The 18,864-nt window shown below is 36.3% G+C and carries 15 protein-coding genes; 7 read left to right on the top strand and 8 right to left on the bottom strand.

The features are described from left to right. Positions 1-163: 163 nt before the first annotated feature. Positions 164-2,458 (bottom strand): NADP-dependent malic enzyme, encoded by a 2,295-nt coding sequence (locus L6469_RS03540; protein ID WP_006283091.1) that lies wholly within the window; start codon positions 2,456-2,458, stop codon positions 164-166. A 159-nt stretch (positions 2,459-2,617) separates the two neighbouring features. On the opposite strand from L6469_RS03540, the gene L6469_RS03535 reads away from it, so the two are divergent. The 3 genes from L6469_RS03535 to L6469_RS03525 all read left to right on the top strand — a co-directional run bounded on the left by L6469_RS03535 (position 2,618) and on the right by L6469_RS03525 (position 7,149). Beyond that, the gene (locus L6469_RS03535) at positions 2,618-3,277 is read left to right on the top strand and encodes a TetR/AcrR family transcriptional regulator (RefSeq protein ID WP_083382196.1); all 660 of its coding nucleotides are present in this window, start codon (positions 2,618-2,620) and stop codon (positions 3,275-3,277) included. Positions 3,278-3,851: 574 nt separating this feature from the next. Continuing rightward, complete coding sequence (gene xpt / locus L6469_RS03530) at positions 3,852-4,418, top strand: xanthine phosphoribosyltransferase (RefSeq protein WP_027452739.1); 567 nt, start codon at positions 3,852-3,854, stop codon at positions 4,416-4,418. 205 nt (positions 4,419-4,623) lie between these two features. Next, positions 4,624-7,149: a glycosyl hydrolase 115 family protein gene (locus L6469_RS03525; protein WP_074803387.1), complete on the top strand. Its 2,526-nt coding sequence runs from the start codon at positions 4,624-4,626 to the stop codon at positions 7,147-7,149. Positions 7,150-7,513: 364 nt separating this feature from the next. Here L6469_RS03525 and tnpC (L6469_RS03520) read toward each other — a convergent pair whose 3' ends face one another. The 6 genes from tnpC (L6469_RS03520) to L6469_RS03495 all read right to left on the bottom strand — a co-directional run bounded on the left by tnpC (L6469_RS03520) (position 7,514) and on the right by L6469_RS03495 (position 13,022). Then, positions 7,514-9,322 (bottom strand): IS66 family transposase, encoded by a 1,809-nt coding sequence (gene tnpC / locus L6469_RS03520; RefSeq protein WP_006282801.1) that lies wholly within the window; start codon positions 9,320-9,322, stop codon positions 7,514-7,516. 129 nt (positions 9,323-9,451) lie between these two features. Further along, positions 9,452-9,787 carry an IS66 family insertion sequence element accessory protein TnpB gene (tnpB, locus tag L6469_RS03515; RefSeq protein ID WP_039869440.1) on the bottom strand — a complete coding sequence of 112 codons (336 nt, stop codon included), beginning with the start codon at positions 9,785-9,787 and terminating at the stop codon, positions 9,452-9,454. Further along, a complete protein-coding gene (locus L6469_RS03510; protein ID WP_006281293.1) occupies positions 9,781-10,176 on the bottom strand; it encodes a hypothetical protein in 396 nt (131 codons plus the stop codon). The genes tnpB (L6469_RS03515) and L6469_RS03510 overlap by 7 nt, the downstream gene beginning before the upstream one ends. A gap of 183 nt (positions 10,177-10,359) precedes the next feature. Then, positions 10,360-12,168 (bottom strand): IS66 family transposase, encoded by a 1,809-nt coding sequence (gene tnpC, locus L6469_RS03505; RefSeq protein WP_006282801.1) that lies wholly within the window; start codon positions 12,166-12,168, stop codon positions 10,360-10,362. Positions 12,169-12,297: 129 nt separating this feature from the next. After that, the gene (tnpB, locus tag L6469_RS03500) at positions 12,298-12,633 is read right to left on the bottom strand and encodes an IS66 family insertion sequence element accessory protein TnpB (RefSeq protein ID WP_039869440.1); all 336 of its coding nucleotides are present in this window, start codon (positions 12,631-12,633) and stop codon (positions 12,298-12,300) included. Next, positions 12,627-13,022 (bottom strand): hypothetical protein, encoded by a 396-nt coding sequence (locus L6469_RS03495; RefSeq protein WP_006281293.1) that lies wholly within the window; start codon positions 13,020-13,022, stop codon positions 12,627-12,629. The genes tnpB (L6469_RS03500) and L6469_RS03495 overlap by 7 nt, the downstream gene beginning before the upstream one ends. Positions 13,023-13,421: 399 nt before the next feature. Between L6469_RS03495 and L6469_RS03490 the strand changes: the two genes are divergently transcribed. Continuing rightward, positions 13,422-13,859, top strand: a complete 438-nt coding sequence (locus L6469_RS03490; RefSeq protein WP_006281345.1) for an Hsp20/alpha crystallin family protein — start codon at positions 13,422-13,424, stop codon at positions 13,857-13,859. A 91-nt stretch (positions 13,860-13,950) separates the two neighbouring features. Here the strand turns inward: L6469_RS03490 and metE are convergent, their stop codons facing one another. Then, positions 13,951-16,254, bottom strand: a complete 2,304-nt coding sequence (gene metE / locus L6469_RS03485) for a 5-methyltetrahydropteroyltriglutamate--homocysteine S-methyltransferase (protein ID WP_177181306.1) — start codon at positions 16,252-16,254, stop codon at positions 13,951-13,953. A 230-nt stretch (positions 16,255-16,484) separates the two neighbouring features. Here metE and L6469_RS03480 point away from each other — a divergent pair, with 230 nt between their 5' ends. The 3 genes from L6469_RS03480 (at position 16,485) to L6469_RS03470 (ending at position 18,673) form a co-directional block, all read left to right on the top strand. Then, positions 16,485-16,961, top strand: coding sequence for an Lrp/AsnC family transcriptional regulator (locus L6469_RS03480; protein WP_027453468.1), 477 nt, complete (start codon positions 16,485-16,487; stop codon positions 16,959-16,961). Between the two features lie 143 nt (positions 16,962-17,104). Beyond that, positions 17,105-18,139 carry a threonine aldolase family protein gene (locus tag L6469_RS03475; RefSeq protein WP_006281348.1) on the top strand — a complete coding sequence of 345 codons (1,035 nt, stop codon included), beginning with the start codon at positions 17,105-17,107 and terminating at the stop codon, positions 18,137-18,139. A gap of 21 nt (positions 18,140-18,160) precedes the next feature. Then, entirely contained in the window at positions 18,161-18,673 is a 513-nt protein-coding gene (locus L6469_RS03470) for a DUF255 domain-containing protein (RefSeq protein ID WP_006281349.1), read from the top strand. The last annotated feature ends 191 nt before the right edge of the window (positions 18,674-18,864 follow it).

Here is an 18,864-nt window from a genome sequence, read left to right as displayed (position 1 = left end):
AGTGTTTTTTAAAAATATTGATTTTATACGGAATAAATGTTACTTGATTAAAGTTTACTATATTATATAGTTCTTGCTATATATAAATAAGTCCTTCAGACAGAAAGAGTCTGAAGGACTTATACCTTATTTAAATGCTAATAATTAGTTTTTACTAATATGATTAGTCATCATTGTATTTTTTTACTTTTTCTACATATGCATCAATACATGCTATAGCCGTAACATTTACCACATCAGCTACACTACTTTCAAAATCAGTAAAGTGAATAGGTTTGTTCAATCCCATCTGAATAGGACCAATGATTTCAGAATCAGGGCTCAAACCTTGAAGGAATTTATATGCACTATTAGCACTACTTAAATTTGGGAATACTAAAGTATTGACATCCTTACCTTTAAGGCGAGTAAATGGATATTTATCATCACGTAATTGCTTGTTTAGAGCAAAATTAACTTGCATTTCACCATCTATCGCAAGGTCTGGATACTTTTCTTGCATATAGGCAACTGCATCATGTACTTTAACTGGACTACCACCTAAGTCTGTACCAAAGTTACTATAACTTAACATAGCAATGACAGGCTCTTCATTAAAGAAACGTACAGTATGCGCACTAAGTTTGGCTATATCAATAAGTACATTTTGGTCAGGGTGACGATTAATTAGAGTATCAGAGATAAAATAAACGCCCTTAGGAGAGTTAACAATATGCATTGTACCGAATGTATTATATTCTTTACGAATACCAATAACTTCCTTAGCTACTTTAATAGTATTACTATATCGGGTATACAAACCTGTAATGAAAGCATCTGCATCACCATTTTCTACCATTGACATACCAAAGTAGTTACGCTCATACATCTTATCGTAAGCTTCCTCAAAAGTAAATCCTTCGCGTGCGCGTTTTTCTGCTAAATGCTTTGCATAAGTAGCGCGACGTCCTTGCTCTTGGTCTGCACGCATATCGATAATCTGAATTTCGCTCAAATCAAGCTTTAGACGGTGGGCCAAACGATTAAGGCGATCTGGATTACCGAGCAAAATAGGGGTGCAGAAACCTTCCGTCTTTGCCTGAACAGCAGCTTTCATCATTGTAGGGTGACCACCTTCTGCAAAAACAACACGCTGTGGATGAAGACGAGCTGTTTCATGAATCTTTCGTGTCAACTTGGTTTCTTGTCCCAAGAGTTGGCGTAATCTATCTTTATATGCATTCCAGTCAGTAATCGAAACACGAGCGACGCCACTATCCATGGCCGCCTTAGCTACTGCTGCACTTACTTCAGTAATAAGTCGTGGATCAACTGGTTTTGGAATAAAATATTTAGGGCCAAATGTTAAATCTGTTACATGATATACAGAATTTACGATATCTGGAACAGGCTGTTTTGCTAAGTCCGCAATAGCACGAACCGCAGCAAGTTTCATTTCTTCATTGATAGCTTTTGCATGAACATCAAGAGCACCGCGGAAGATATATGGGAAACCAATAACATTGTTTATTTGGTTAGGGTAATCGCTACGTCCTGTACTCATTAGTACGTCAGGACGGCTTTCCATAGCTTCTTCATAGCTTATCTCAGGAACAGGATTAGCCAAAGCAAAAACTATAGGAGTGTCTGCCATAGAGCGGACCATGTCCTGTGTCAAGACATTACCTTTGCTTAAACCTAAAAATACATCAGCACCCTTAATAGCCTCTTCAAGAGTATGAACATCACGACGATCTGTAGCAAAGTACTTTTTCTGTTCATTTAAACCCTCACGATCACTAGTGATAACACCCTTAGAATCGAGCATTAATATGTTTTTACGCTGGGCTCCAAGAGCACAATACAATTTTGTACAACTAATTGCTGCTGCGCCGGCACCATTAACAACGATTTTTACATCCTCAATTTTTTTACCAGCTACTTCAAGTGCATTAATCAACCCAGCAGACGAAATAATAGCAGTGCCATGCTGATCATCATGCATAACAGGGATGTCAAGCGTCTTTTTTAGTCTTTCTTCAATATAGAAACATTCAGGAGCCTTAATATCTTCAAGGTTAATTCCGCCAAAAGTTGGAGCAATCTTTTCAACAGCTTCGCAGAACTTTTCTGGATCTTTTTCATCAACCTCGATATCAAAGACGTCTACACCACCATAAATTTTAAAGAGCAATCCTTTGCCTTCCATGACTGGTTTACCACTCATAGCACCGATATCACCAAGGCCTAATACTGCAGTACCATTACTTATAACAGCAACGAGATTACCTTTGTCGGTATATTTGTAGACATCATTAGGATTTGACTGGATTTCCAGACATGGAAATGCCACGCCAGGCGAATACGCTAGACTTAAATCAGTCTGTGTACGATAAGCTTTAGTAGGCTTTACTTCGATTTTTCCAGGGCGCCCATTCTCATGATAGGCGAGCGCTGCCTCCTTTGTAATCTTTACCATAAATTGTCGTTTGGTTTAGAAGTTTTTAGAAGGTGTTTGTGCAACACATGCATTTTTACCTTAATTATTGTAGTCTGTTTACAAAGTTAATAAAAAACAATAGAAAAGTAACGCATTTTTCATTTTTTTTGTAACTTTGCAACGTAAACGTTTACTTTTATGACACGAGCAGTTAAGATTCAGAGAATTAAAGGTATGTCTAAATACCGCATTGAGTTGCGTGGTAAAATACTTGATGTGGCTATTGAGGAATTTTTAGTTAATGGTATTAAGACCGTTAAAATGGATGATATCGCTAGTAAAATGGGTATCTCTAAACGTACTATGTATGAACTATTTACTGATAAAAAGACTTTAGTCTACCAGGCATGTGTCAAGCGAACTGAGGAATTTAATATCAAAATGAAGGAGTATGCTAGCCAGCCAGGACATAGTGTAATGGATATTTTACTAGAATATTTCCGCGAAAAGATGACTGACAATCGTAAAATTAGTTCAGAGTTTTATAGTAATTTGCACGATAAATTTCCTGAAGTCATAGAATATTATAGGGAGGTGCATGAAAAAGATCAACTTCAGACAAGAGAGTTTATCACTCGAGGAATAGAGGATGGATACTTCAGAAATGATATTGATTATGATGTGCTTACACATTTAATAAATATAACTATGCTCAATGTCATGAATCAAAAATTATATCATTCCTTGAGTATTAATTCCATAATTCGTAATTATTTGGTTGTCATTATTCAAGGATTCTGTACGTCCAAAGGATTCGATGAGATGAATAAAATTGTTTCTAAGTTAGATGAATTGTAATTTGATCTAATTCCCCATATTATATCTTTTTACTGTGTAAACAACATTATTATTGTTTTTAAAGTGGATTCATGAGTTAATAGTTTTGACTATTTTCTGTCTGTAATGGGTCTGCTGTCAAATAATTTATCAAAAAACAGCGTTTTCAAAAATCGTCATCTAGCTCAAAATATTCAACTTTTGATCAGCCTGTTTGGTCTTTTTTCTTCCCCTAGATTTTCTCTCCCGCCAAAACCACAGGTCCTAGGGGTCGAAAGCTAAGACTTTGTTCGCTAAACTCTATGACCTTATCGTATCAAACCTAAGCTTTCGACCCCTAGGACCTGTGGTTTTGGCGCCCATTTCTTGAACCGAAGAAACGCTAAATGTGTAACGTGTTGATATTCAGATAGATACGAAAATTCTTCAAAATTCGCGTATTTGAGGCATTCTTACATCGCAATTTCAAATACGCAAACCTCATGAGGGTTCTTGTCCGTAAAATTCAAAAATGCGGTTTAATGCACTTGATAAACTTGAGATAATTAAAATATTTTTTGTACATTTGCATGCATCAAATATTAAAATGCGAGAAATGGACATATTAAAAGAGCGTATACTGAAGGATGGCAAGTGCCTTCCTGGAGGTATCTTAAAAGTAGACAGTTTCGTTAATCATCAGATGGATCCTAATTTACTCAAAAAAGAAGCCATCGAGTTTATTCGACTATTTTCGGATACTAAAATTACTAAAATTCTTACAATTGAAGCTAGTGGCATAGCACCATCTATTATCGTAGGTTTACTACTAGATTTACCTGTTGTATTCGCAAAGAAAAAGACTCCTTCTACAATGGATAATATGTATCGCACAAAAATACATTCGTTTACGAAGCAACGTGATTATAATGTTGTAATTGCCAAAGAATATTTATCTCCCGACGATAGGGTTCTTTTTATAGATGATTTCTTAGCTTATGGAAATGCTGCTAAAGGTATTGCAGATATATGTCAGCAGGCAGGGGCAGAATTAGTGGGCATGGGCTTTATCATAGAAAAAGCTTTTCAACACGGTAGAGAAGTTCTTGAAAATATGGGCATTCGTGTAGAAAGTCTAGCTATAGTTGATTCTCTTGATAATTGTGAAATAAAACTTAGATAATGTTTATATTTTCTAGGTAAAATTTTAAAAACTATCGGTGGCACTCATTATTTGAGTGCCTTTTTTTATCTAATGTAACAATAGATAAACTATTTGAAAATATTCGCAAAAAATAATCAAAGAGTTATTATTACCTTTGCATTCGCAATACAATTGCGATTTTACTCATAATATAAGTCTAAAAACTTAAATAATCAACTTAATAATGAAAAGACTATTTATTTCTGTATTTTGTATGTTTTCAGCTACAATATCATTTTCAGCTGAAAAATTTATTTCATATGCGCCTAGCGTAGAATCGTTTGCCCTTGCACAAAATGGGCAAGTTGTCAATTTGCTATGTGACTCTCTAGAAGATGAAGGTATACAAATGGCCATCAATAATTTACAAAATGACTTTCAATCAGTTACTGGTAATAAACCCACATTGCAGTCGACCGCTACATGTAGTTCGTGCATAATCATTGGTAGCTTAAAGTCCAGTTTTATAAAGAAACTAATGGCTACTGGCAAAATCAATAAGAAATCATTAGTCGGCAAACATGAGAAATATATTATTCAGCTGGTAGATAATCCTATGAAGGGGGTAAAAAAAGCTCTAATTATAGCGGGTAGTGATAAAAGAGGCACTATATATGGTGTATATGAATTATCTAAACAGATAGGCGTATCACCTTGGTATTGGTGGTTAGATGTGCCAGCTGAAAAACATAAGAATATTTATTTTAAAAAAGGAATTTATACAGATGGTGAACCTGCTGTAGCATATCGTGGTATATTCATTAATGATGAGCATCCATGTTTTGCACAGTGGAGTAATGAGAAATTTGGCGGTCAAAATCACAAGTGTTATTCACATATATTTGAGCTTTTACTTCGCCTTAAAGCCAATTATATGTGGCCAGCTATGTGGGGAAATGCGTTTTATGATGATGATCCTGAAAATGGTGTATTAGCAAATAAGATGGGAATCATAATGGGCACATCACACCATGAACCTATGGCATGTGCACAACAAGACTGGAAAAGAAGAAAAGGTCATGGTGAATGGAACTATATGAAAAACGGAAAAGAATTACGTGAGTTTTGGCGAGGAGGTATAGAGCGTGCCAAAAATTGGGAAACGATGGTTACTATAGGTATGCGCGGGGATGGCGACGAAGAAATGGATGGTACTGGAAACATAAAACTCATGCAGAATATCATCGACGATCAACGTAAAATTATAGCTGATGTAACAGGAAAAAAAGCAGAAAAAACTCCACAAGTTTGGGCCTTGTATAAAGAGGTCATGGATTATTACGACAAAGGTATGCGTGTACCTGATGACGTTATTATGATGTTATGTGATGATAACTGGGGAAATGTCAGACGTGTACCTACCGGAAAGGATCTTAATCATAAAGGAGGATGGGGATTATATTATCATGTAGATTATGTGGGAGCGCCTCGCAATACTAAATGGCTCAATGTTACACCTACTCAAAATATGCAAGAGCAATTGTCGCTTGCCTTCAATCATGGTATTCAGAAAATGTGGATACTAAATGTAGGTGATCTCAAACCTATGGAATATCCTATAAGCTATTTTCTTGACATGGCATGGAATCCTGATAGATTTTCTTGTACAGATGTAATTGAACATACCCAAAATTTCTGTGCCCAGCAATTGGGAGTTAAATATGCAAAACAAGCAGCAGATTTGCTTAATAAAATTGGTTGGCTAAATGGTAGAGTCACTCCAGAGATGCTTGATGCTAATACATATAATGTAGAAACTGGTGAATGGAAAGAAGTAGTAGGAGAGTATATGACTCTAGAAGCAGAAGCTTTGAGACTATATAACGAGTTGCCGAGTAATCTTCATGATACCTATAAACAGATTATTCTTTTTCCTATCCAAGCTATGGCTAATCTTTATCAGATGTACTATGCTGTAGCAATGAATCATTATCTGGCAAAACTCGGTGATATCTCTTGTGAAAATTGGGCTAAAAAAGCTGAAGAAGCATTTCTTCGAGATTCATTACTATGTGCAAGTTACAATCATGAGATTGCAGGAGGTAAATGGAACCATATGATGGATCAAAAACACATAGGCTATACTTCGTGGAATGATGCGTTCCCTAAAAACAAATTGCCAGAACTCATGCATTTATCTGCTCCTCAGAATGGTGGATATATTTTTGATGATAAAACGGCATATATATCAATAGAGGCCGCTCATTATTATAGTAAATCTGATGCCAATAATGCTCAATGGAAAGAACTTCCTTTCATAGGAAGAACCCTAAGCGGTATGGCTGTTCAACCATATACAGAATCGACAAATAATGCGTCTTTAACCTACAGATTTCGTCTAAATCCTATGGAAGATGGAGCAAATACATTTAAAATTCATGTTATAGTGAAATCTACATTGGATTATTTGAATAAAGGAGGAATGGAATATGAAGTAGCGCTTGATGGATGCAATGTTAAAACCGTTAATTTTAATGGAGATTTGAACGAAAAACCTGAGAATATATACAATAAATATTATCCAACAATCGCAAGGAGAGTCGTTGAAAATGTCATTGAATTGCCCGTTGAAACCGGTAAAGCGGGAGAATGGCATACTTTGACAATACATCCTAAAGATGCTGGTATTGTCTTTGAAAAAATAATCATAGATGCAGGGGGGTACAAGCCTTCATACTTATTTATGAAAGAATCAGCAAAACATAAATAAGAGCTATTAAATGATTTTTAGGTTATCTTGCAGAGAAATTTCAATATTTTCTCTGCAAGATAACCTAAAATGCCTTTTGGCTATTTATCATAATAATTATGTACATATTCGGAAAACATCAAGATAAGGTCGCATGCTTCTGAATTTTGAATTTTTCGAGGACGACCACGTTTCTTTTGAGGCACAGGAAGGCCTGTTATAGTTACTGGCTCAATTTTATTCTTGATATGCTCATTGGCATATCGATCAAAAAGATAAAAAGGCAGTAAGCGTCCAATTTCGACCTAACAATATAAAAATATAGGCTGAACCGCGATTCTAAAGCGATTCAGCCTATTTAGTATTTTTTGTTTTTTTTGCTTTTTTATGATTCCTGACAGAGTTTTGAAGGTGTCATCTGGTCCCATTCAATTCCAACACCATTTGTCTTTGCTATGATATCAAAGAAGCGTTCGAAGTATCTTAATGGTGATATATTGTTCTTCTTACATGTTTCGACTAAGGTCATATAGAGACACAGATTCTCTACACCGCTCTCACTTCCGAGTATCGGTGCATTCTTTCTGTTCACAGTTAATGGCCTGATGCAGCGTTCAGCTTCCAGGTTATCGATTTCGTAATTACCATCTTCACGGAAGGTGAAGAACTTCTTCCAACCGTTACTCAGGTAATTGAGTGCTTTCGTCATCAATTCGCCCTTGATAGAGTCATCCTTCTGAAGTTCACACATTCTTGAATATATCTTAACGATGCATTCAGTAGTTTCAGAATCGTTTCTTCTTTTCTTGATTTCCGCAGGTGAGAGATTCTGTTTTCTATAGGTTTCCTCTCTGCCGTAAAGCCATCCAAACCAGTCCAGGAAGTCCTTTGCTCGATAGTCTTTACCTCGCTCATATGCATAGAAGAACTTTGACCTGGCGTGTGCAATACAATACAAATGAGTAATATCATTATCCTCCCGATCAAAGAAGTTATAACCACAATAAGAATCTGTCTGTATTGAGTTGATATTTGAAGAACCGATGAAGTTCTTGATAACATCCTGGCCTCTACTTCCATTATCGTAGAAGAAGTATACAACCTTGGTTTCCTTATTGACGACACACCAGATGTATTTCTTAAGAACCTTGTTGTAGATCCTGACTCTGCACCAGGTTTCATCACAATGGATATTGGCTCCATCCTGAAGTAGATTATTCTTAAGATATGGAAGAACCAGTTTGAGATATTCTGCGCCTATACCAATATAATTTGTAAGTGTCTGGCGGCATATGCTGAATTTATCTTCCATCATGCGGATGATCTCTCGGTAAAGAGGAGTATCCATTTGGTATTTGTTCATTGTCAGACGAGAAAGGAACCTGCTTGTTACATGGGTGTGTGGCACAACACTCAGTTTCTTGTAATCCTCTTCGATTTCCTCATTACCAGGAAGGGTAAAATGAACTGTGATCGGATCTTGTCCAGGAAGTTTGTAGACTATGTAATGTACTTTGTGTTCAACAATGTAGCTGACCTGATCATAGATACTGCGAGTAAACCTACGGATTATCTTGGCACCATCAGGTATTTTGGTTTCATCACATTTATAATCAATAACCATGTCAGCACCCATAGTATTATATTTCATGCCAACCTTGCATTGATTGTCTACTTCCTTCTGGTCTTCCTTGCTTGGCTCTTCATCGGAAGTTGCTGAGGGTAGGGAAGCAGCAGTTCCATCAAAGTCATCCTTTGCTTCCTGACGACTGACAGTAGTAGTATTGCCTCCTCTGTTATTCCAGACTTTCTTTCCATACAGATTTGCCTTGTCAACCATTGACTGATTGATCAGATTCTTTATCTGGTTCTGAAGGGATTGTATCTGTTTCTGGTTTCCTTCAAGTTGAGTCATCAGGCGATTGATGGTATCGTGAAGTGTTGATTTCTCCTTATCGCTCTTCTCAAGCATAGCAGCAACACGATCAAGTCTATCCTGTATCTTCTTCTGATTCTCCAATGACTCCTGGAGCATCTGACGATACTGCTCAACATCACGCTCAAGGATGCTGATATACTTGTCTTTATCAGCTGAACTCATAGAAGCATGGGCAGATTTTACGACAGGATTATCCTCTCGTGAATTGATATATTCCATAAAGAATTTTCTTTTTTTGAATTCTTTTTCTTCCATGCTTTTACTTGCTTTTGTACTTACAAAGGTACAAAAAAAATCGCAAAAACACGAACAAAATAACACTTAAATAACTGATATTCAATAAATTAAATTCAAATGTATAAGCACTGATTACTGAAGTTCAGATCATAATCTCAGTACCGAAATAACAGGATTTTCAAGCAAAGTCAGGAGATCTTTCCATTCTATACTGTATACGGTTTTCTGATCTTTGAATTCAACTTTCATAAACCTGTAATCTTTATTATAGAATGTTTTCTCGTTCATATAATAAGCCTGTTTATCATAATAGATAAGTCGTACGCGTCTACGATTTCTGGACATAAAGATGAATACATCACCTTCATGAGGAATGACATGGCATTCGTCAGTCACAAACTCTAACAATCGGTAAAATCCCCAGCTCATATTTACATAACCTGGCACGTAATAGAAGTGTTTAAACTCAGATAAATCTAACATGGATCCTCCAATCTATCTATGATATCCTTGACATCAGAATAACAATTACTTTTTATGCTTACAACTGTACCATTTTCCAACTGTATAACAGCTGATACTTTAGCTTTCATTTTTGGGGAATTTCCAGCCAATTGGTCGCATGCTTCTGAATTTTGAATTTTTCGAGGACGACCACGTTTCTTTTGAGGCACAGGAAGGCCTGTTATAGTTACTGGCTCAATTTTATTCTTGATATGCTCATTGGCATATCGATCAAAAAGATAAAAAGGCACTCCGCGACTAACACAGAACTCTATAAGCGGAATATTATTTGGAGCACCTTCCATTTGATACAGAAACCATAATCGTTCCAGTTCTGCATCTGAAATTGTTCTTTCGTCTGTTTGCATAATCGTTTTATTTATTGACCATGCAAAGTTAAAAAGGGTCGTTTTTTACCACAAGGGTCGAAATTGGACGCTTACAATACATCGGTAAGCGTCCAATTTCGACCTAACAATATAAAAATATAGGCTGAACCGCGATTCTAAAGCGATTCAGCCTATTTAGTATTTTTTGTTTTTTTTGCTTTTTTATGATTCCTGACAGAGTTTTGAAGGTGTCATCTGGTCCCATTCAATTCCAACACCATTTGTCTTTGCTATGATATCAAAGAAGCGTTCGAAGTATCTTAATGGTGATATATTGTTCTTCTTACATGTTTCGACTAAGGTCATATAGAGACACAGATTCTCTACACCGCTCTCACTTCCGAGTATCGGTGCATTCTTTCTGTTCACAGTTAATGGCCTGATGCAGCGTTCAGCTTCCAGGTTATCGATTTCGTAATTACCATCTTCACGGAAGGTGAAGAACTTCTTCCAACCGTTACTCAGGTAATTGAGTGCTTTCGTCATCAATTCGCCCTTGATAGAGTCATCCTTCTGAAGTTCACACATTCTTGAATATATCTTAACGATGCATTCAGTAGTTTCAGAATCGTTTCTTCTTTTCTTGATTTCCGCAGGTGAGAGATTCTGTTTTCTATAGGTTTCCTCTCTGCCGTAAAGCCATCCAAACCAGTCCAGGAAGTCCTTTGCTCGATAGTCTTTACCTCGCTCATATGCATAGAAGAACTTTGACCTGGCGTGTGCAATACAATACAAATGAGTAATATCATTATCCTCCCGATCAAAGAAGTTATAACCACAATAAGAATCTGTCTGTATTGAGTTGATATTTGAAGAACCGATGAAGTTCTTGATAACATCCTGGCCTCTACTTCCATTATCGTAGAAGAAGTATACAACCTTGGTTTCCTTATTGACGACACACCAGATGTATTTCTTAAGAACCTTGTTGTAGATCCTGACTCTGCACCAGGTTTCATCACAATGGATATTGGCTCCATCCTGAAGTAGATTATTCTTAAGATATGGAAGAACCAGTTTGAGATATTCTGCGCCTATACCAATATAATTTGTAAGTGTCTGGCGGCATATGCTGAATTTATCTTCCATCATGCGGATGATCTCTCGGTAAAGAGGAGTATCCATTTGGTATTTGTTCATTGTCAGACGAGAAAGGAACCTGCTTGTTACATGGGTGTGTGGCACAACACTCAGTTTCTTGTAATCCTCTTCGATTTCCTCATTACCAGGAAGGGTAAAATGAACTGTGATCGGATCTTGTCCAGGAAGTTTGTAGACTATGTAATGTACTTTGTGTTCAACAATGTAGCTGACCTGATCATAGATACTGCGAGTAAACCTACGGATTATCTTGGCACCATCAGGTATTTTGGTTTCATCACATTTATAATCAATAACCATGTCAGCACCCATAGTATTATATTTCATGCCAACCTTGCATTGATTGTCTACTTCCTTCTGGTCTTCCTTGCTTGGCTCTTCATCGGAAGTTGCTGAGGGTAGGGAAGCAGCAGTTCCATCAAAGTCATCCTTTGCTTCCTGACGACTGACAGTAGTAGTATTGCCTCCTCTGTTATTCCAGACTTTCTTTCCATACAGATTTGCCTTGTCAACCATTGACTGATTGATCAGATTCTTTATCTGGTTCTGAAGGGATTGTATCTGTTTCTGGTTTCCTTCAAGTTGAGTCATCAGGCGATTGATGGTATCGTGAAGTGTTGATTTCTCCTTATCGCTCTTCTCAAGCATAGCAGCAACACGATCAAGTCTATCCTGTATCTTCTTCTGATTCTCCAATGACTCCTGGAGCATCTGACGATACTGCTCAACATCACGCTCAAGGATGCTGATATACTTGTCTTTATCAGCTGAACTCATAGAAGCATGGGCAGATTTTACGACAGGATTATCCTCTCGTGAATTGATATATTCCATAAAGAATTTTCTTTTTTTGAATTCTTTTTCTTCCATGCTTTTACTTGCTTTTGTACTTACAAAGGTACAAAAAAAATCGCAAAAACACGAACAAAATAACACTTAAATAACTGATATTCAATAAATTAAATTCAAATGTATAAGCACTGATTACTGAAGTTCAGATCATAATCTCAGTACCGAAATAACAGGATTTTCAAGCAAAGTCAGGAGATCTTTCCATTCTATACTGTATACGGTTTTCTGATCTTTGAATTCAACTTTCATAAACCTGTAATCTTTATTATAGAATGTTTTCTCGTTCATATAATAAGCCTGTTTATCATAATAGATAAGTCGTACGCGTCTACGATTTCTGGACATAAAGATGAATACATCACCTTCATGAGGAATGACATGGCATTCGTCAGTCACAAACTCTAACAATCGGTAAAATCCCCAGCTCATATTTACATAACCTGGCACGTAATAGAAGTGTTTAAACTCAGATAAATCTAACATGGATCCTCCAATCTATCTATGATATCCTTGACATCAGAATAACAATTACTTTTTATGCTTACAACTGTACCATTTTCCAACTGTATAACAGCTGATACTTTAGCTTTCATTTTTGGGGAATTTCCAGCCAATTGGTCGCATGCTTCTGAATTTTGAATTTTTCGAGGACGACCACGTTTCTTTTGAGGCACAGGAAGGCCTGTTATAGTTACTGGCTCAATTTTATTCTTGATATGCTCATTGGCATATCGATCAAAAAGATAAAAAGGCACTCCGCGACTAACACAGAACTCTATAAGCGGAATATTATTTGGAGCACCTTCCATTTGATACAGAAACCATAATCGTTCCAGTTCTGCATCTGAAATTGTTCTTTCGTCTGTTTGCATAATCGTTTTATTTATTGACCATGCAAAGTTAAAAAGGGTCGTTTTTTACCACAAGGGTCGAAATTGGACGCTTACACAAAAAGGCACTCCACGACTAACTATTATATTAGAACATAATCGGCATTATGATAAATAGGTGTTATTATATAACAAATATAGATATACAAAAGTCCTCTATCATTATAAAGTTATTTATCTACACATATAAAACTGCTATTTTGGCAGAAAAGTTTAAAATAATTATACTTTGATGTCAAATCGGCATAATACTACTCGGTGGCATATTCATTGCATAATATCAAGTGAAACGAAAGCTAGATTTAAGGCAGATGAGCCTGAAATTAAGTAATAGTTTCAATAGATAAATAAAGGATAAAAAAATAATTGGAGGTATTAATTATGTTGTTAGCTCGTAGAAACAATGAACAGAATTGGTTAAACAATTGGTTTGATGACAGTTTCTTTGATACCGACTTAATGCCACGCATCAACGCTACTGCACCAGCTGTTAATGTAAGAGAAAATGAAAAATCTTATATTATGGATATCGCTGCTCCTGGTTTGAAGAAAGAGTTTGTTCGCATGGATTTAGATAACGATGGAAATTTGAATATCGCTATTGAGAACAAATTGGAACATAAACAGGAAAACAAGAAAGAACATTATATTCGTCGTGAATTCTCGTATTCAAATTATCAACAGGCTTATACCCTACCAGAAGATGTTGATAAAGATAAAATTTCTGCAAAGGTAGAAAATGGTGTTCTTGAAATACTATTGCCAAAGCTTAATCCTAAAGATGAGCCCCGTAGCACGAAGAAAATAGAAGTTGCATAAGTGTAAATAACTAAAATTGTAGATTTAAAGCAATGAAAATGCCTGAAAGATAGCATATTATTTAAGAATATGCTTCTTTCAGGATTTTTTGTTAAATAGCTCTTGCTTCCTTTGCTGCCTGTACCATATTCAATAATGCAGCTTTAGTTTCTTTCCAACCTCGTGTTTTAAGTCCACAGTCTGGATTTACCCATAACCTTTCGGCAGGTATTAATTTTGAGGCTTTATGAAGCAGTACAACCATTTCATCGACTGCAGGAACACGTGCAGAATGAATATCATAAACACCTGGTCCTATCTCGTTAGGATATTTAAATTCTCGGAAGACATCGAGTAAATCCATCTGTGAGCGCGAACATTCGATAGTAATAACATCTGCATCCATTCGTGCTATGTGTTTAATAATATCATTAAATTCAGAATAGCACATGTGAGTATGTATTTGAGTTTCGTCCTTTACTCCTGCTGCTGACAATCTGAAGCAGTCTACTGCCCATTTCAAATAATTATCCCAATCTTTGCGGCGAAGCGGTAATCCTTCACGTATAGCAGGTTCGTCTATTTGGATAACACTGATACCATTTTTCTCTAAATCAAGAACTTCATCACGTATTGCCAATGCAATTTGCTTGCAAGTATCCTCGAGTGGTTGATCATTGCGTACAAAACTCCACTCGAGTATTGTAACTGGACCGGTCAGCATTCCCTTCATCGGTTTATTACTAATACTCTGTGCATATTTTGTCCATTTAACAGTCATAGCATGAGGTCTCTTCACATCACCATATATTATAGGAGGTTTCACGCATCTGCTTCCATAACTTTGTACCCAGCCCTTCTGTGTGAAAGTGAAGCCATCTAATTGTTCACCGAAATATTCAACCATATCATTTCGCTCAAATTCTCCATGAACAAGCACATCGAGGCCTATTTCTTCTTGCCACTTAACACACTTACGTGTTTCTTCCTCCAAAAGACGTGTATACTCCTCGTTTGTTAAATGTCCTTTACGATAAGCTGCACGCCAAGATCTTACCTCTGAAGTTTGAGGAAAAGATCCTATAGTAGTTGTTGGGTATTGTGGCAAGTGTAAATGTCTACGCTGAACTATACTTCGTTGAGCATATTCACTTTTTCGATTAAAGTCAGAAGACTGTATCGCAGCAATACGACTTTTTACAGCATCATCGTGGATTTCTTCAGATTGACGCTTGCTTCGCATATCATTTTCGTTGGCGACAAAAGCCTTAATACATGAATCAACGATTTGACCTGTAGTACGTGTTTTCAATAATGTTAATTCGTCTATTTTTTGTCGTGCAAAAGCCATGTATCGTTTGATACTTTTCGGTAAGACTTGCTCATTATGTTCAACTTCAAGATCGTATGGTACATGAAGTAGCGAACAACTTGTACTTAATATAACACGATTATGTCCTAAAGTACATATTGCCTCATGCGCCTGTTCGTGGACAGTTTCAAGATTACTTTTCCAAATATTGCGTCCATCTATAAGACCAAGTGAGAGTATCTTATCTTTTGGTAAACGCTTAACTATGTTCAACTGCTCTGGAGCTCTTACAATATCTACATGAATTGCTTGAACAGGAAGACTAATAGCCAAAGATTCATTATCCCCAAGACTACCAAAATAAGAGGTTAAAATAATATTTGGTTTAACCTTATCACTCAAATAGTTATAAGCTTCAGTATATGCGTTCTTAGTACGTTCATCTAAATCAGTAACCAGACATGGTTCGTCTATTTGAATCCACTGAGCTCCTCTAATCTTCAACTGTTCTAGCAATTCTGCATAAACAGGAAGCAACTTAGGTAAGAGATCAAGTCTATTAAAATGTTCTTCTTTCTCTTTGCCTAAAAGAAGATAGCTAACGGGGCCAATAAGCACAGGCTTGGTCAATATACCTAGCGATTTAGCTTCCATAAATTCATCGACGATTTTTGTATCGAAGCAAGTGAATAGCATATCGTGAGTAAATTCTGGCACTATATAATGATAGTTCGTATCAAACCATTTAGTCATCTCCATAGCTATAACATCCTGTCCATCTTTTTGATACCCACGAGCCATTGCAAAATATAATTTTAGCTTATCCTGACATAAAGAATCATAACGTTCAGGTATAGCCCCAAGCATAAAGCTCATGTCCAACATCTGGTCGTACAAAGAAAAGTCATTGCTTGGAATTAGATCTATACCTGCCTGCTGCATTAGTTTCCAATTCTCCGCACGAAGATTTTTTGCAACTTCGAGTAACTCTTCTTTTGTGGAATTTCCTTTCCAATAGCTTTCTAGTGCTCGCTTCAGTTCGCGATCCTTACCTATGCGTGGATAGCCCAACACATTAGTCTTTACAATGTTCTTGTTTGTCATCTTTCTTATTAATACGATAATTTTGTTCTATGTTTATTTCTTTGACAAAAGTAGAAAAAAAATATTAGCAAGACAAAATTTCTTGAATATTCGGAAAAATATACTAACTTTGTAGCAAATAATATGTTTTAGCAGAATAAAATTCTGCGTATATGAGCAATATAGGAATATTCAAGTAGGATTTGAATAACTTATAGAAAACAATTAAATCAATTTAATCGAAAAATTATATGGAAAGTAATTACACATTAGATGATGTTGATATCAAGATATTGAGAATTCTTCAACAAAATTCTGATTTGACCGTCAAAGAATTGGCAGCTCGGGTTCACCTTTCACCATCACCAACCTTTGAAAGGCAAAAGCGTTTGGAGCGTGAGGGATATATACAACGATATATGGCTGTCGTAGATCCGCAGAAAGTTGGCAACGGAATACTTGTGTTATGTAATATCAGGCTTAAACAACACACTCAGAAACTTATTCAAGAATTTATGGATGCAGTACAATCTATACCAGAAATAACAGAATGTTTTAATACAAGTGGTGATTACGACTTTTTAATAAAAGTATATTCACGCGATATGAAAGCATATCAGCAATTTATGCTTAACACTTTGGGAACTATAGAATGTGTGGGTAGCCTACACAGTATCTTTGTTATCGATGAAACCAAAAATACAAGAGGTGTGACTATACCTAAATAAATAGCTTTTTTTGAAATAATATACTTTTAATTTTGCCTTCTTACAGCGAAATTTAAGCCTAAATGTAAATTTAAGCTCGATTTTAATTAGTCTTCCATAAAAAATTACTACATTTGAAGCAAACAAAATAGGCTAAGGTAAAAATGATATCGTTTGAAAGTGATTATGACAATGGCGTGCAGCCAGAAATATTGAAGAGATTTGTTGAAACCAATAGTGAAAAAACATCCGGATATGGATTTGATGCATTTTGCACGAGTGCTAAAGAAAAAATAAAAAAGGCTTGTGGACTAGAACAAGCTGAGATTTTTTTCCTAATTGGTGGAACACAGACTAATGCAACTGTTATAGACGGACTTTGTGCAGGATATGAGGGTGTAATTGCAGCTCAAACTGCTCATATTAGTGTACATGAATCAGGTGCAGTAGAAGCTTCTGGCCACAAGGTGCTTAACATTCCAAGTAACGGAAGTAAACTTCAGGCAGAAGAAATAGACCATTACATGAAGAACTTCTTAGCAGATGAAACTTACGAGCACATGGTACAGCCTAGAATGGTTTATATCACAATGCCTACTGAATTAGGTGACATCTATACTCGACAGGAGTTAGCAGATATATATGAAGTGTGTCGCAAACATCATCTCTACTTGTATATAGACGGAGCACGATTAGGCTATGGACTTATGTCTCAAAAATGCGATTTTGATTTGCCTTATTTAGCTTCTCACTGTGATGTATTCTATATTGGTGGAACCAAGGTTGGTGCAATGTTTGGTGAAGCTGTGGTATTTACTAATATGCGTGCACCACGTTACTTCTTTACTCATGTTAAACGTCATGGTGCTTTATTAGCCAAAGGAAGAATGCTTGGTATTCAGTTTGATACACTGTTTACAAATAATCTTTATTTCAATATTTCAAAACATGCAATTAACTGTGCCGAGGAACTAAAGGAAGTGTTTGCCCGACATGGCATTAAGATGGGGGTAGACTCCCCTACCAACCAGCAATTTGTTATATTAACTAAATCACAGAAAGAGCACTTGATGAAGCATATTGCTTTTGAAATTTGGGAACCGATTGATGACAAGCATCTTTTGTGTCGATTTGTAACAAGTTGGGCAACTACAAAAGAAGATATAGAAGGCCTAGATAAAGCTTTGGCACAATTATAAAAAACAAGTAAAAAAAACAAGATGACTATTCGCAAAATTATCGTAACAAGTATAGTAGTTCTTTTAGGAACCTTTGTTTATGCACAGACCCCACTGAAAAAGGTCTATGATGAGACTATCAATCCAATAGAACAAATCGATCAGGCTCTTTCTAAAGCAAAGGGCAAACATAAATATATAATATGTCAAGTAGGTGGTAACTGGTGCCCTTGGTGTCTTCGCTTTGCAGATTTTATCACAAAAGACCAAGATATAGCCCAGCTTATTGCCAATAACTTTGAGTATATTCATGTCAATTATAATCCTCGAAAGTCTGCTGGTGCAGAAAAAAATGCACAAGCAGAGGCTATGCTCAAACGTTTGGGTAATCCGAGCAGATTTGGTTATCCGGTATTTGTGGTATTAAATTCTAAAGGGGATGTACTTCATATTCAAGATTCAAGTTTTCTTGAAGAAGGACAGGGATATAGCAAAGATAAGGTTATCAGATTCTTCAAGAACTGGACACCTCAAGCTGTAGAAAGCGGGAAGTAAACAACTCCCGCTTCCCCCCTACCAACCACAGAAAAACACATTATTATAGAACACAACATTAAACATCATGACTATATTCCACCACACATCTAATTATCAAATCAGATCCGCAGTTGCGGCCAATCAGTTTTATACAAGTAATGCCCAAGAGTTAGAACAGCCAATGCTATTCTTTCGCAAGATGTAAACAC

Origin of the sequence: Segatella baroniae B14, assembly GCF_022024235.1 — a bacterium.
In the GTDB taxonomy this organism is placed as follows: Bacteria; Bacteroidota; Bacteroidia; order Bacteroidales; family Bacteroidaceae; genus Prevotella; species Prevotella bryantii.
The sequence above is the reverse complement of the archived record's forward strand: the minus strand, read 5'-3'. Positions and strand labels throughout refer to the sequence as shown.

Coding starts and splice junctions, on each gene's coding strand:
- L6469_RS03510 (WP_006281293.1), bottom strand. CDS start 10,176: ATGCAAACAGACGAAAGAACAATTTCAGATGCAGAACTGGAACGATTA.
- L6469_RS03480 (WP_027453468.1), top strand. CDS start 16,485: ATGGAAAGTAATTACACATTAGATGATGTTGATATCAAGATATTGAGA.
- L6469_RS03475 (WP_006281348.1), top strand. CDS start 17,105: ATGATATCGTTTGAAAGTGATTATGACAATGGCGTGCAGCCAGAAATA.
- xpt (WP_027452739.1), top strand. CDS start 3,852: ATGGACATATTAAAAGAGCGTATACTGAAGGATGGCAAGTGCCTTCCT.
- tnpC (WP_006282801.1), bottom strand. CDS start 12,168: ATGGAAGAAAAAGAATTCAAAAAAAGAAAATTCTTTATGGAATATATC.
- metE (WP_177181306.1), bottom strand. CDS start 16,254: ATGACAAACAAGAACATTGTAAAGACTAATGTGTTGGGCTATCCACGC.
- tnpB (WP_039869440.1), bottom strand. CDS start 9,787: ATGTTAGATTTATCTGAGTTTAAACACTTCTATTACGTGCCAGGTTAT.
- L6469_RS03495 (WP_006281293.1), bottom strand. CDS start 13,022: ATGCAAACAGACGAAAGAACAATTTCAGATGCAGAACTGGAACGATTA.
- L6469_RS03490 (WP_006281345.1), top strand. CDS start 13,422: ATGTTGTTAGCTCGTAGAAACAATGAACAGAATTGGTTAAACAATTGG.
- L6469_RS03540 (WP_006283091.1), bottom strand. CDS start 2,458: ATGGTAAAGATTACAAAGGAGGCAGCGCTCGCCTATCATGAGAATGGG.
- L6469_RS03470 (WP_006281349.1), top strand. CDS start 18,161: ATGACTATTCGCAAAATTATCGTAACAAGTATAGTAGTTCTTTTAGGA.
- tnpB (WP_039869440.1), bottom strand. CDS start 12,633: ATGTTAGATTTATCTGAGTTTAAACACTTCTATTACGTGCCAGGTTAT.
- L6469_RS03535 (WP_083382196.1), top strand. CDS start 2,618: ATGACACGAGCAGTTAAGATTCAGAGAATTAAAGGTATGTCTAAATAC.
- tnpC (WP_006282801.1), bottom strand. CDS start 9,322: ATGGAAGAAAAAGAATTCAAAAAAAGAAAATTCTTTATGGAATATATC.
- L6469_RS03525 (WP_074803387.1), top strand. CDS start 4,624: ATGAAAAGACTATTTATTTCTGTATTTTGTATGTTTTCAGCTACAATA.